The following is a 12745-nucleotide window of genomic DNA, read 5'->3' on the forward strand; positions in this document are numbered from 1 at the left end:
TGATGAGTGCGGAGCGGAAGCTGCCGCGACGCCGGCGGGAAGACCGGCGAGCGGCCGCGTCGGCCGGTGCGGCGCCACGGCACCAGCGCCCCCGGCGGCGGCCCGAGCGCCGAGGAGAGGGACGGATGAGACGAGCCGCGATCTTATGTGCCGCCCTGATCGTCGTCGCCGGCATCGTGCCGGCTGCGGCGCAGCGGCTACCGCCGCAGAAGGACGACCGCTTCGCCTATCCGGGCGTGCTCGTTTCCGAAGACGGCGGCGCCTACCGCGTCATCGACTACGACGAGATGCGCGACGTGAACCGGCGCGACGCGGTGCCGGAGCGGCGTGTCCACTCGCAATATATCTCGCTCGGAATCCGGCGCAATCAGGCCGATATCCTCGCCCGGACCGACGCGGGGGACGTGATGCACGTCGCCGTCGGCCGGCGCACCGGGTCGAAGCTCATCGTCATCTACATCCACGGCCAGGGCGGCAGCCGCAAGCAGGGCGTCGACGACCTGATGTTCGGCGGCAACTTCAACCGCATCAAGAACATGGTCGCCGCGGCCGGGGGCGTCTACCTCTCGCCGGACTTCGCCAACTTCGGTGCCAAGGGGGCCGCCCAGGTCGCCGCCCTCATCAAGGTCTACCGCGCCACAGCGCCCAACGCGCCGGTCTTCGTCGCGTGCGGGTCGATGGGCGGGGCGATCTGCTGGCTGCTGTCGCGCGACCCGGCCGTCGCGCCGATGCTGGGCGGGCTCCTGCTGCTCGGCTCCTTCCCCGATCCCGACTTCACCGAGAGTCCCGCCTTCCGCGACCGCGTGCCCATCCTCCTCGCGCAGGGGAGCGCCGACCCGGTGATGCCCGTCGCCAAGACCGAGGCCTTCTACCGCTCCATCCGCGCCGCCGCCCCGGACTATCCGGTCCGCATGCTGCGCTTCGAAACCGGCAAGCACGGCACGCCGATCCGCATGACCGACTGGCGCGAGACGATCAACTGGATGCTGTCGGCCAAGTAGAACGGGGCGCGGCCCGCCCGTCAGGCCGCCCGGTGGTGACCCGTCAGCGCGCGGTCGACCGCCGCCCGGCAATGCAGCTCGGTGGTGGAGAAAGCCGGCAGCGGCGATTGTTCGGGGCTGATCAGCAGCGGGATCTCGGTGCAGGCGAGCGCCACGCAGTCGGCACCGCGCGCGCCGAGATCCTCGATCACGCCCCGGTAGAGCGCACGGGTCCGGTCGAGAAAGCGGTTGTGCACCAGCTCGTCGTAGATGCTCTCGTGGATGAAGCGCTTCTCCGCCTCGACCGGGATCACCGCCTCGAGGCCGTATCGCGCGAAGATCTCCGGGTAGAAGTCGCTCTCCATCGTTTTGCGGACGCCGAGGACCGCCGGGCGCTTCAGCCCGCGCGCGGCGATCGCCTCGCCCGTCACGGCGGCGATGTGCAGGAACGGGATGGAGAGCGCCGGCTCGATCTGCGGCACGAAGCGGTGGACGTCGTTGCAGGTGATGACGACGAAGTCCGCGCCGGCCGCCTGGAGAGCCTGCGCGGAAGCTGCGATCTGATCGCACGCGGCGGCCTCGTCGCCCCGATCGATCACCGCCGCCACGTAGTCCTGACGGTCGACGCTCTCGAGGACGATGCGCGCGGAGGCGACGCCGCCCAGCCGAGCCTGCATCAACTCGTTGATGCGCTTATAATATTCGGCGGTCGACACCCAGCTCAACCCGCCGATCATTCCGATCTTTTGCACCGACTCCCCCCCTCTACGACGCCTTGACGTCGCACGCCGGCGAGCCTGCCGGCACCAGGGCGACCACCCTGTAGCCGTCGCGGCGCAATGCGGCGAGGAACCCCGGCAACATCGAGGCGGTGCGGGCGTGAATGTCGTGGAAGAGGATGATGCCGCGGCCCCGTTCCTTCAGGCGTGCCAGCGTGCGGCGCATCACGGTGTCGCCCGGAGTGCGCACGTAGTCCTTGGAGTCGATGTCGACGTCGATCACCACGGTGCCGCGCTTGGCGAGAGTGTGGCGCAGGTTCGCGGTGTCCGCCAGGTAGGGGAAACGGAAGAAGGGCGCCATCGCGTGGCCGGAGCCCGCCAGCGCCTTCGCCACCGCGCGCTCCCCGGCGGCGATCTCGGCGAGGGCGGCCGGTCCGCTCAGCTTGGCGAGGTTGGCGTGGTCGTAGGTGTGGGACCCGATGGTGTGGCCGCGCCGGGCGACCTCGCGGGCGATGTCCGGGTAGGCCGCCGCCATCTGCCCGACCATCAGGAAGGTCGCCTTCACCCCTTCGGCGTCGAGCGCGTCGAGGATGCGCTTCGTCTTGCCCGGCATCGGCCCGTCGTCGAAGGTGAGCACCACCTCGCCCGGCTCGAGGTCGATGTCGCTGACGCGTGAGATGGGAAGGACGCGCCCCGCGAGGAGGCTGCGCGGACGGCCGGCGGTGCCGCACTGGCCGCGCGGTGGCACCGTGGCGCTCGCCACGACCGGCGTCGGCGCGGGGTCCGCGGGCGCGACGATCGTGATCGGCCGGGGGTCGTAGTAGGCGAGCGTGGTGTTCGTCGATGACGACTGGCACCCGGCGACGAGGGCCGCGACGAAGGCGAGGAGCGCGGCGACGAGCGGCGGTCTCATGCGGGGAGCCTATGTTGGGCTATGGTTTCCCAACCATTGCGGGGACTGGTTAACGCCCGGTTGCCCCGCTCCGCTCAATTCGCCCGCCGTGCCCTCCGCGCAGGCCGCCTCCCCCGTCCGGCCGGGGCGCCGATGCCCCGCCGGGGCCGCGACGCCCCTCCGGGCTCAGAGCGCCGCCAGCACCCGCGCCCAGGAGCGGATGCCCTTGTGGAACGAGGACATGTTGAACTTCTCGTTCGGCGAGTGGACGTTGTCGTCCTCCAGCGCGAAGCCGATCATCAGCGTGTCCATGCCGAGCCCGTGCTTGAAGTCGTGGACGATGGGGATCGAGCCGCCCATGCCCACCATCGCGGTCTCCTTGCCCCACTCCTCGGCGAGCGCCCGGCGGCCGATCTCGAGGATCGGCCAGTCGCCCGGCACGCGGAAGGCCGGCCCGTTGCCGTGCTTCTTGAACTCGACCGTGCAGTCCGCCGGCACCCGCTCGGCCACGAAGGCGCGGAACGCTTCGCGCAGCTTGTCCGGGTCCTGATCGCCGACGAGGCGGAAGGAGATCTTGGCGTGCGCCTCGGCGGGGATGACGGTCTTGAAGCCGGCGCCGGTGTAGCCGCCCCACATACCGTTCACCTCCAGCGTCGGCCGCGCCCACACCTGTTCGAGGACCGTGCGCCCCTCCTCGCCCGCCGGCGTCTCCAGGCCGATCGGGCCGAGGAACTTCTCGGCCGTCATGTCGAGGTTGGCCCAGTTTTCCAGCGTCTCGGGCGGGGTCTCGGTCACGCCTTCGTAGAATCCCGGCACGGTGACGCGGCCGGTCTCGTCGTGCAGGTCGGCGATGATCTTGGCGAGGACGTGGTTGGGGTTGCGCGCCGGGCCGCCGAACTGGCCCGAATGCAGGTCGCGGTTGGCGCACTTGACGGTGATCTCGTCGCCCACCAGGCCGCGCAGACTGAGCGCGATCGCCGGCGTCGCCGCGTCCCACATGCCGGTGTCGCACACGAAGGCGGCATCGCAGCGGATCTCGTCGGCCGATTTGGCGAGGAAGCCCGGAAGGCTCGGCGAGCCGGACTCCTCCTCGCCCTCGATCAGCACCGAGACCGGCACCGGCAGCTTGCCCTCGACGGCGAGGATCGCGCGCACCGCCTCGATGAAGGTCATCAGCTGGCCCTTGTCGTCGCAGGCCCCGCGCGCGACGATGATCTTCGAGCCGTCCTCGCGGGTGACGACGCGCGGCGCGAAGGGCTCCTCGTCCCACAGTTCCAGGGGATCGACGGGCTGCACATCGTAGTGGCCGTAGAAGAGGATGTGCGGCTTACCGCTCTCGGGACCCTCGGCCGGCTTGGCGAGGACCATGGGCTTGCCCTCGGTGTCGCGCACCTCGGCGGCGAAACCGAGCGAGGCGAGGTCGTCCTTGATCCAGGTCGCGGCCTCGCGGCACTGGGCGTCGTAGGCGGGGTCGGTGGAGATCGACGGAATCCGCAGCAGCGCGAACAGGCGCTCCAGGCTCTGGTCGAGATCGTCGTCGATGCGCTTGAGGATCGCGTCGATGTTCATGAGGGTCCTCCCGGTTGCCTTCCGGCATCGTCTGACAATAATGCACTCGGGGGGAAAGCAGTATGAGCACTTCAGCGCAAGCTTCCTTATTGGAGGCGTGGCGCCCGCTGGCGGAAAAAGCCCTCAAAGGCCAAAGCCTTGAGACGCTGGATACCGAGACCGCGAGCGGTCTCAGGATGGGTCCGCTCTATGCGGCGGCCGAACCCTGCTATCTGGGGCGCCCTTATGCCGGGCCGTGGCAGGTCGTCGCGCGGGCGGACGCGTCCGGCACCGCCGCGCAGGCCCTCGCCGACCTCGAGAGCGGCGCCGCGGTGCTGGAGCTGGTGTTCGCCGGCGCCCCATCCGCGTTCGGCCGCGGCCTGAGCGTCGGCACCGTCGCCGACCTCGACGCTGCGCTCGCCGGCGTCGTGCTCGACCTGGTGCCGATTCGCCTCGCCGCCGGCTCCTCCGGCCTCGCCGCCGCCGCGCTCTTCGCCGCTCTCGCCGAGCGACGCGGCAGCCGGCCGGCCAGCCTCCACGCCGGGATCGACCCGGTCGGCGCCTTCGCCTTCACCGGCGCTGCGCCGCCCTGGCTCGACCCGGTGGCCCTGGTCGACGCGGTCGCCGGTATCGAGGCGATCGGCGCGCCGGGCACTGCGTTGCTGGCCGACGGGCGCATCGCCGCCGAGGCCGGCGCCGCCCCCGCGACCGAAATCGCCTTCGCTCTCCACGCCATGGCGACGATGATGCGCCTCGCCGATGCGGGCGGCCTGGGCGCGGACAAGGCGCTGGCGGCGACGGCGATGGCGCTCTCGGCGAGCGAGAACCAGTTCGCCACCATCGCCAAGTTTCGCGCCGCCCGACGGCTCCACGCACTGATGGCGGAGGCCGTCGGCCTGACCGCGCCGCTGATGCTGCACGGCGAGACGCTGCACCGCATGCTGGCTTTCAACGACCCGCAGACGAACCTGCTGCGCCTCACCATCGCCGCCTTCTCGGCCGGCGTCGGTGGCGCGGATTCGGTGTCGGTGCTGCCGTTCGACGCGGCGGCGACGCCGTTCGCCCGCCGGATGGCCCGCAACATCCAGACGCTGCTGATCGAGGAATCGCACGTCGGCCGCCTGTCCGACCCCGGTGCCGGCGCAGGCGCGGTCGAGGCCTTCACCGACGAGCTGGCCGAGATCGCCTGGAGCCGCTTCCAGCTCCTCGAGAGCGAGGGCGACGCCGTCGCCACCGGCAAGCTCGCCGAGATGGTCGCCACCGACCGTGCCACCCAGCTCGAGCGCCTGAAGGACAAGGAGCGCGCCATGATCGGCGTGACGATCCACCCGCCTCAGACGCCCGCCGCTGTGCCACCGGAGCCGTCCGCCGCGCCGCTGCCCGCCGGCGCGCCCGTCGCCCGCGACTTCGCCGGGTTGCAGGCCGCCGCCGCCGGCGGCACGCCGTTCGCCGACATCGCCGCCGCACCGGCGGGCGACGCCGCCACCTGTCCCCCGTTGACGCCGGTGCGCGTCGCGGCGTCCTTCGGAGGCTGAGCCATGGTTCCCGACTTCCGCACCCTCGCCTACAAGAAGGCCCCCGCGGCCGAAGGCCCCGCCGACGACGCCCCGTGGACGACCGCCGAGGGCATCGCCGTCGCCCCCCTCACCGGCGCGGACGCCGTGGCGGACCTCCCCCTCGGCACCATCCCCGGCCAGGCGCCTTTCATCCGCGGCCCCTACCCGACGATGTATGTCCAGAAGCCGTGGACGATCCGCCAGTACGCCGGCTTCTCCACGGCCGAGGAGTCCAACGCCTTCTACCGGCGCAATCTCGCCGCCGGGCAGAAGGGCCTCTCCGTCGCGTTCGACCTCGCCACGCACCGTGGCTACGACAGCGACCATCCGCGCGTCACCGGCGACGTCGGCATGGCGGGCGTGGCGATCGACTCCATCCTCGACATGCGCACCCTGTTCGACGGGATCCCGCTCGACGAAATGTCGGTGTCGATGACGATGAACGGGGCGGTGCTGCCGGTGCTGGCGCTCTACATCGTCGCCGCCGAAGAACAGGGCGTGCCGCAGGCCAAGCTGTCCGGGACCATTCAGAACGACATTCTGAAAGAGTTCATGGTCCGCAACACGTTCATCTATCCGCCGCGCCCGTCGATGCGGATCGTGTCGGACATCTTCGCCTACACCGCCGAGCATATGCCGCGGTACAACTCGATCTCGATTTCCGGCTACCACATGCAGGAGGCCGGGGCGACGGCGGACCTCGAGCTCGCCTACACCATCGCCGACGGGCTGGAATACATCCGCACCGGCGTCCGCGCGGGGCTCGACGTCGACAAGTTCGCGCCGCGATTGTCGTTCTTCTGGGCCATCGGCATGCACTTCTTCATGGAAGTGGCCAAGATGCGCGCCGCCCGCTACCTGTGGGCGACGCTGGTGCAGAAGGAATTCGCCCCCAAGGACCCCCGCTCCACGTCGCTTCGGACCCACTGCCAGACCTCCGGCTGGTCGCTGACGGCGCAGGACGTCTACAACAACGTCGCCCGCACGATGATCGAGGCGATGGCGGCGACCCAGGGCGGCACGCAGTCGCTCCACACCAACGCGCTCGACGAGGCGCTGGCGCTGCCGACGGACTTCTCCGCCCGCATCGCCCGCAACACGCAGCTCGTCATCGCCGAGGAGAGCGGCACGACCCGGTTCATCGACCCGTGGGGCGGCTCGCCCGCGGTGGAGCGGCTGACGCACGACCTCGCCGCTCGCGCGCTGACGCATATCGAAGAGGTGGAGAGCCTCGGCGGCATGGCGAAGGCGATCGAGGCCGGCACCCCCAAGCTGCGGATCGAGGAAGCCGCCGCTCGCGCGCAGGCGAAGATCGACAGCGGCGAGCAGACGGTCGTCGGCGTCAACAAGTACCGCCCGGACGTCGACGAGGGCGTCGAGGTCCTCAAGGTGAACAACGCCGACGTGCGCCGCCGCCAGCTCGCCAAGCTCGAAAAGCTCCGCGCCGAGCGGGACGAGACCGCCACCAAGGCCGCCCTCGCCGCGCTGGAGAACGGCGCCAAGGGGAACGGCAACCTGCTGGCGTTGTGCATCGACGCGGCCCGCGCGCACGCCACCGTGGGCGAGATGAGCGACGCGATGGAGCGCGCCTTCGGCCGCCATACCGCCGAGATCAAGGCGATCACGGGCGTCTACAAACGGGAGGCCGGCAAGATGGGCCAGCGTATCGACGACGTCCGCCGCATGGCCGACGCGTTCGCCGAGGCGGACGGCCGCCGCCCGCGCATCCTCGTCGCCAAGATGGGTCAGGACGGGCACGACCGCGGCCAGAAGGTCATCGCCTCGGCCTTCGCCGACCTCGGCTTCGACGTCGACATCGGCCCCCTCTTCGCCACCCCCGAGGAATGCGCCCGCCAGGCGGTCGACAACGACGTCCACATCGTCGGCGTGTCGTCGCTGGCCGGTTCGCACCTGACGCTGCTGCCGGAGCTGCGCGACGCGCTCGCCGAGGAGGGTGCGCAGGGCGTGCTGATCGCCATCGGCGGGGTGATCCCGCCGGGCGACATTGCCGAGCTGAAGGAGATGGGCGCGGCGGCGATCTTCCCGCCCGGCACCGTGATCGCCGACGCCGCCGAGGGGCTCATCATGGAGCTGAACCGGCGTCACGGCTACGCCCCGCGTCAGGCCGCGGAGTAGCCGTGACGCTCGCCGAGGAGGATGCCGCGCTCGTCGCCGCGGCGCGCGAGGCCGCGGCCCGCGCCTACGTCCCCTATTCCGGCTTCCACGTCGGCGCGGCGGTCCGCGCCGAGGACGGGCGCGTCTTCGCCGCCGCCAATGTGGAAAACGCCTCCTACGGCCTGTCGCTCTGCGGCGAGACCAATGCGGTGATGGCCGCCGCGCTCGCCGGCGCGCGCAGGCTGACCCATGTCGCCGTGGTGGGCTACCGCGCCGCGGAGCCCGAAGGCTCGGCGATGGCGATGCCGTGCGGACGCTGCCGGCAGATCATCAACGAGTTCGCCGGCCCGCAGGCCCGCGTCATCGTCAGCGACGTCAGCGGCGACGAGGTGCTGGCGACGACGCTCGGCGCGCTGCTGCCGCACGCCTTCGGCCCCGAACGTCTCTAGGCCCCGCGATGCCGGACGAGATCGACGCCTATTTCGAGCGGACCGAGTGGCAGGAGGAGGCCGCCGCGCTGCGCCGCATCGTCCTCGCGACCGGCCTGACCGAGGAGGTGAAGTGGCACCAGCCCTGCTATACGTGGGGCGGCCACAACATTGTGCTGCTGCACCGGCTGAAGGCCGCGATCGGGCTCGCCTTCATGCGCGGGTCGCTGCTGAAGGACCCCGCCGGCATCCTCGAGGCACCGGGCGAAAACTCGCGCCACGGCCGCCGCGCGATGTTCACGAGCGTCGCCGGGATCACCGCTGCCGAGGCGACGCTGACCGCCTACATCCACGAGGCGGTCGGGCTCGCCGAGGCCGGCGTCCGTGTCGAAAAGCCGGCCGGCTTCGACCTGCCGGACGAGTTGGCGGCGGCGCTCGAGGCCGACGCCGCGCTCCAGGCCGCCTTCGAGGCGCTGACGCCGGGACGCCGACGGTACTACGCGATCTACTTCGGCGAACCGAAAAAGGCCGAGACGCGGGTCGCGCGGATCGCGAAATATCGCGACAAGATCCTCTCCGGCCGCGGCGTCAACGACCGCTGATCGCCGCGCGCGGAGCATCGGGGCGCGCGCGTCGACCGGCGCGCGCGGCCCCGGATCGAGGCGGCACCGCGCGCGCCGGTCCCGTGCCGATCAGGCTGCGGGTCGCCTCCCCGCCCCTCCGCTGCCGCGTCAGACCGGCCGTGGGGTGGCACGCAGGAAATTGAAGTCGCAGCCGTCTTCGGCCTGCAACACCTCGTCGAAGTAGAGCTTGGCGTAGCCGCGGGTGGCGCGGGTGTGCGCCGGTGCGGTCCACGCGGCACGTCGCACCGCCAGCTCGTCTTCGTCCACCATCAGCTCTAGTTCGCCGGCGGGAGCGTCGAGGCGGATCATGTCGCCCGTGCGCACCAGCGCCAGCGGCCCCCCCTCGGCCGCCTCCGGCGAGATGTGCAGGACGATGGTGCCGAAGGCGGTGCCGGACATGCGCGCGTCCGAGATCCGCACCATGTCTTTCACCCCGGTTGCGGCGAGCTTCTTCGGGATCGGCAGGTAGCCCGCCTCGGGCATCCCGGGCCCGCCCTTGGGACCGGCGTTCTGCAGCACCAGGACGTCGTCGGCGGTGACGTCGAGGTCGGGATCGTCGATCCGCGCGGCCATGTCCTCCAGCGAGGCGAAGACCACGGCGCGGCCGGTGTGGGTGAGGAGCCGCTCGGTCGCCGCCGCCTGTTTCACGATCGCCCCGCCCGGCGCCAGGTTGCCGCGCAGCAGGCGGATGCCGCCGCCGGAGTGGATCGGGTCGGCGACCGTGCGCACCACGTCCTGCGTCCAAGCCGGGGCGGCCTCGGCGAGGTTCTCGCCCACGGTCTTGCCGGTGATCGTCATGCAGGAAGTGTCGACGAGGTCCTCGATCTCGCGCAGCACCGCGGTCAGGCCGCCGGCCTTGTAGAGATCCTCCATGTAGTGCTGCCCGCTGGGCTTGAGGTCGACGAGCACCGGCGTCTCCGCGCCCAGCCGGTCCATGGCCGCGAGGTCGAAGTCGAAGCCCAGGCGCCCGGCGATCGCCGCCAGGTGGACGACCCCGTTCGTCGATCCGCCGATCGCCTGCAGCACGCGCACCGCGTTGGCCATCGAGGCCTCGGTCATGATGTCGCGCGGGCGAAGGCCCTCGGCGGCGATCTCCACCACGCGGGCGCCCGTCGCCTCGGCGTGGCGCAGCCGGTCGGCGTGGACGGCGGGGATCGCCGCACCGCCGGGCAGCATCATCCCCATCGCCTCGGAGACGAGCGCCATCGTCGAGGCGGTCCCCATCACCATGCAGGTGCCCGGTCCGGGTGCCAGCGCGCCGGAGATCTCCTCGATCTCCTCGGCGTCGATCTTGCCGGCGCGGTGCTGGCCCCACAGGCGCCGGCAGTCGGTACAGGCGCCCAGCCGCTCGCCCCGATAGCTGCCGGTGATCATCGGCCCGGTCACGGTGAGGATCGCCGGCTTGTCGGCGCTGGCGGCGGCCATCAGCAGCGCCGGCACCGTCTTGTCGCAGCCGCCGATCAGCACCACCGCGTCCATCGGCTGGGCGCGGATCATCTCCTCGGCGTCCATCGCCATCAGGTTGCGCAGGAACATCGAGGTCGGGTGCGAAAAGCTCTCGTGCATCGACACGATCGGAAAGTCGACCGGCAGGCCGCCCGCGAGCATGATCCCGCGCTTCAGCGCCTCGATGATCTCGGGGACGTTGCGGTGGCAGGCATTGTAGCCGGAGTAGGTGTTGGTGATACCGATGATCGGCCGCTCCAACGCCGCATCCGAGTAGCCCATCGCCTTGATGAACGCCTTGCGCAGGAACAGCGAGAACTCCGCGTCGCCGTAGTTCGCCAGCCCCTGGCGCATGCCGGTCTTCTTGTCGTTTGCCATCGGTCTCCCCCGTTTCTTCGAGCGCCGGTGCGCGGCGGCGCGGCCCGTGCGTTCGATCGCTTATGCAGTGATCTACAGCACAACGGCCGACGGAATGCTCGCTTAGATCAGGGGCGTCGGCGGGTCACGGGCCCGATCGGCACCGCCAACCGGGCCGTTTCCGGGTGCGCGGGAATTTCACCAAGCGCTTTCGTCCGGGTCGGACCGCCCCCTTTTTCAAGGCGGCTCCCGCCCGGACAGGCCCCCACCCTCGGCTTTTCCGGTGGGCGGCATCGTTTCGAGCCATGTCTTTCAGTCGATCGCGCCGCTCCGGGTCTCCGGGGCGGCGCTTTTTCGTGGATCGCGCTGTGGCCGATCGGCCACGCCGCATCGTAGACCTTGCCCGGCGGCCGGGGTTCGGAACAATTGCGCATTCGCGCTTCGGGCTTCGTTCAAGGGTGGGATGCTCAGGGTGCGGGCGCTTTGGCCTCCAAAGGCGTTCAATTCATGCCACGTTCCCTCGCTCTCGTTCTCGCCGCCTCCGCCGCCCTCGCCGGCTGTGTCGCCGGTCCGTCCGAACCCCTCACCGAAGACCGGGTCTCCTCCAGCACCTGGCTGGTGATGACCGACGACGGCATCGGCCCGGTGCGCTCCGGCACGCCCTACCGCGAGGCGGAGATGGCCGTCGTCGCCCCCGGCGCCGAGATCCGCACCATCCAGACCGCCAACGAGACCCGCACCGAGTGGACCCACGCCGCGTTCATCGGCGAGGTGCAGGCGGTGCAGTTCTTCAAGGGGTCGGACAATACCGTCGAGGAGATCCACGGCGTGTCGCAGCACCTGGCGGGGCCGAACGGCGAGCGGATCGGCATGACGATGGGCCAGGCCCGCGTGACCCGCCGCGACTGCCGCGTCGGCGAGAACCTGTGGCGCGGCATGGCGGTGTGCAAGGCGCGCGGGGCGCCCCACATCAGCCTTGTATTTTCGATCCCGCAATATGACGGTCCCTTCGACGAACTTCCTCCCAACGAGGCTCTGAAGGACGCCGAGCTGCAGCGAATCGTGTGGCACGCGAAGGCTTAGACGACCTCGCCGCCCGGATCCGCTCCGGCGAGCGTGCCGCGCTGGCGCGGGGGATCACGCTCGTCGAATCGCGCCGTCTGGAGCACCGGGCCGACGCGGCGGCGCTGATCCAGGCCGTGCTGCCGGCGACCGGAGAGGCCGTGCGCGTCGGCATCACCGGCGTCCCCGGCGTCGGCAAGTCCACGATGATCGACGCGCTGGGCACGTTGCTGATCGACGAGGGACACCGCGTGGCGGTCCTCGCCATCGACCCCTCCTCGACCCGCACCGGCGGCGCCATCCTGGGTGACAAGACGCGCATGGCCAACCTCGCCGCGCGGCGCGAGGCGTTCATCCGCCCCTCCCCCTCGGCCGGCTCGCTCGGCGGCGTCGCGGCGCGCACGCGCGAGGCGATGCTGCTCGCCGAGGCCGCGGGGTTCGACGTCATCATCGTCGAGACGGTCGGCGTCGGCCAGTCCGAGCTGGCGGTGGCGGACATGGTCGACACCTTCCTGGCGCTGATGCTGCCGGGGGCGGGCGACGAGTTGCAGGGCATAAAAAAGGGCCTCCTGGAGCGGGCCGACATCATCGCCGTGAACAAGGCGGACGGGGACGCGCTGCACCCCGCGCGGCAGGCCGCGGCGGAATTGTTGAGCGCGGTCAAGATCCTCGCCGCCGACGCACCGCCCGAGATCCTCACGGTCTCGGCCCGCACCGGCGAGAAGCTCGCCGCGCTGTGGGCCTCGGTGACGGCACACCGCGACCGATTGGCCGCCTCCGGCGCGCTGGCGGAGCGGCGGCGCGAGCAGAACGTGGTGTGGATGCGCGACATGATCGCCGACGGCTTGCAGGCCTACCTGGCGGCCCGCGCCGGCGAGGCGCTCGACGCCGCGACGCAGGCCGTGCGTCGCGGCGACCTCGCCCCCAGCGCCGCCGCCCAGGACATCCTCGGCCGCCTCCCCGGCTGACCGCCCAGCACTCCGGCTCCGGTTCCCGCGAACGCGCGCGCAACGCCCCCG

At 71.2% G+C, this 12745-nt stretch carries 11 protein-coding genes; 7 read left to right on the forward strand and 4 right to left on the reverse strand.

The genetic code is table 11. The features are described from left to right. Nucleotides 1-125 precede the first annotated feature (125 nt). Entirely contained in the window at nt 126-1001 is an 876-nt protein-coding gene (locus MRB58_RS04605; protein WP_244780561.1) for a S9 family peptidase, read from the forward strand. A 20-nt stretch (nt 1002-1021) separates the two neighbouring features. On the opposite strand, the gene MRB58_RS04610 is transcribed toward MRB58_RS04605, so the two are convergent. The 3 genes from MRB58_RS04610 to MRB58_RS04620 all read right to left on the reverse strand — a co-directional run bounded on the left by MRB58_RS04610 (nt 1022) and on the right by MRB58_RS04620 (nt 4160). Then, a complete protein-coding gene (locus tag MRB58_RS04610; RefSeq protein WP_244780562.1) occupies nt 1022-1732 on the reverse strand; it encodes an aspartate/glutamate racemase family protein in 711 nt (236 codons plus the stop codon). A 13-nt stretch (nt 1733-1745) separates the two neighbouring features. Further along, entirely contained in the window at nt 1746-2612 is an 867-nt protein-coding gene (locus MRB58_RS04615) for a polysaccharide deacetylase family protein (protein WP_244780563.1), read from the reverse strand. Between the two features lie 165 nt (nt 2613-2777). Further along, nucleotides 2778-4160, reverse strand: a complete 1383-nt coding sequence (locus tag MRB58_RS04620; RefSeq protein ID WP_244780564.1) for a dipeptidase — start codon at nt 4158-4160, stop codon at nt 2778-2780. Nucleotides 4161-4336: 176 nt separating this feature from the next. Between MRB58_RS04620 and MRB58_RS04625 the strand changes: the two genes are divergently transcribed. The 4 genes from MRB58_RS04625 to MRB58_RS04640 are packed head-to-tail and all read left to right on the forward strand — an operon-like array spanning nt 4337 to nt 8840. Further along, nucleotides 4337-5674 carry a methylmalonyl-CoA mutase family protein gene (locus MRB58_RS04625; protein WP_244780565.1) on the forward strand — a complete coding sequence of 446 codons (1338 nt, stop codon included), beginning with the start codon at nt 4337-4339 and terminating at the stop codon, nt 5672-5674. A 3-nt stretch (nt 5675-5677) separates the two neighbouring features. Continuing rightward, a complete protein-coding gene (gene scpA, locus MRB58_RS04630; RefSeq protein WP_244780566.1) occupies nt 5678-7831 on the forward strand; it encodes a methylmalonyl-CoA mutase in 2154 nt (717 codons plus the stop codon). Nucleotides 7832-7833: 2 nt separating this feature from the next. Then, on the forward strand, nt 7834-8259 hold the full coding sequence (locus MRB58_RS04635; protein WP_244780567.1) for a cytidine deaminase: 426 nt from the start codon (nt 7834-7836) through the stop codon (nt 8257-8259). Nucleotides 8260-8267: 8 nt separating this feature from the next. Next, a complete protein-coding gene (locus MRB58_RS04640; protein WP_244780568.1) occupies nt 8268-8840 on the forward strand; it encodes a YdeI family protein in 573 nt (190 codons plus the stop codon). Between the two features lie 129 nt (nt 8841-8969). On the opposite strand, the gene MRB58_RS04645 is transcribed toward MRB58_RS04640, so the two are convergent. Then, nucleotides 8970-10685 carry an IlvD/Edd family dehydratase gene (locus MRB58_RS04645; RefSeq protein ID WP_244780569.1) on the reverse strand — a complete coding sequence of 572 codons (1716 nt, stop codon included), beginning with the start codon at nt 10683-10685 and terminating at the stop codon, nt 8970-8972. 486 nt (nt 10686-11171) lie between these two features. Here MRB58_RS04645 and MRB58_RS04650 point away from each other — a divergent pair, with 486 nt between their 5' ends. Both MRB58_RS04650 and meaB read left to right on the forward strand, forming a co-directional pair. Beyond that, the gene (locus MRB58_RS04650; protein ID WP_244780570.1) at nt 11172-11747 is read left to right on the forward strand and encodes a DUF1131 family protein; all 576 of its coding nucleotides are present in this window, start codon (nt 11172-11174) and stop codon (nt 11745-11747) included. Then, entirely contained in the window at nt 11729-12694 is a 966-nt protein-coding gene (meaB, locus tag MRB58_RS04655) for a methylmalonyl Co-A mutase-associated GTPase MeaB (protein WP_244780571.1), read from the forward strand. Before MRB58_RS04650 ends, meaB begins: the two co-directional genes overlap by 19 nt. Nucleotides 12695-12745 lie beyond the last annotated feature (51 nt).

It is taken from the genome of Acuticoccus sp. I52.16.1, from assembly GCF_022865125.1.
Classification (GTDB): domain Bacteria; phylum Pseudomonadota; class Alphaproteobacteria; order Rhizobiales; family Amorphaceae; genus Acuticoccus.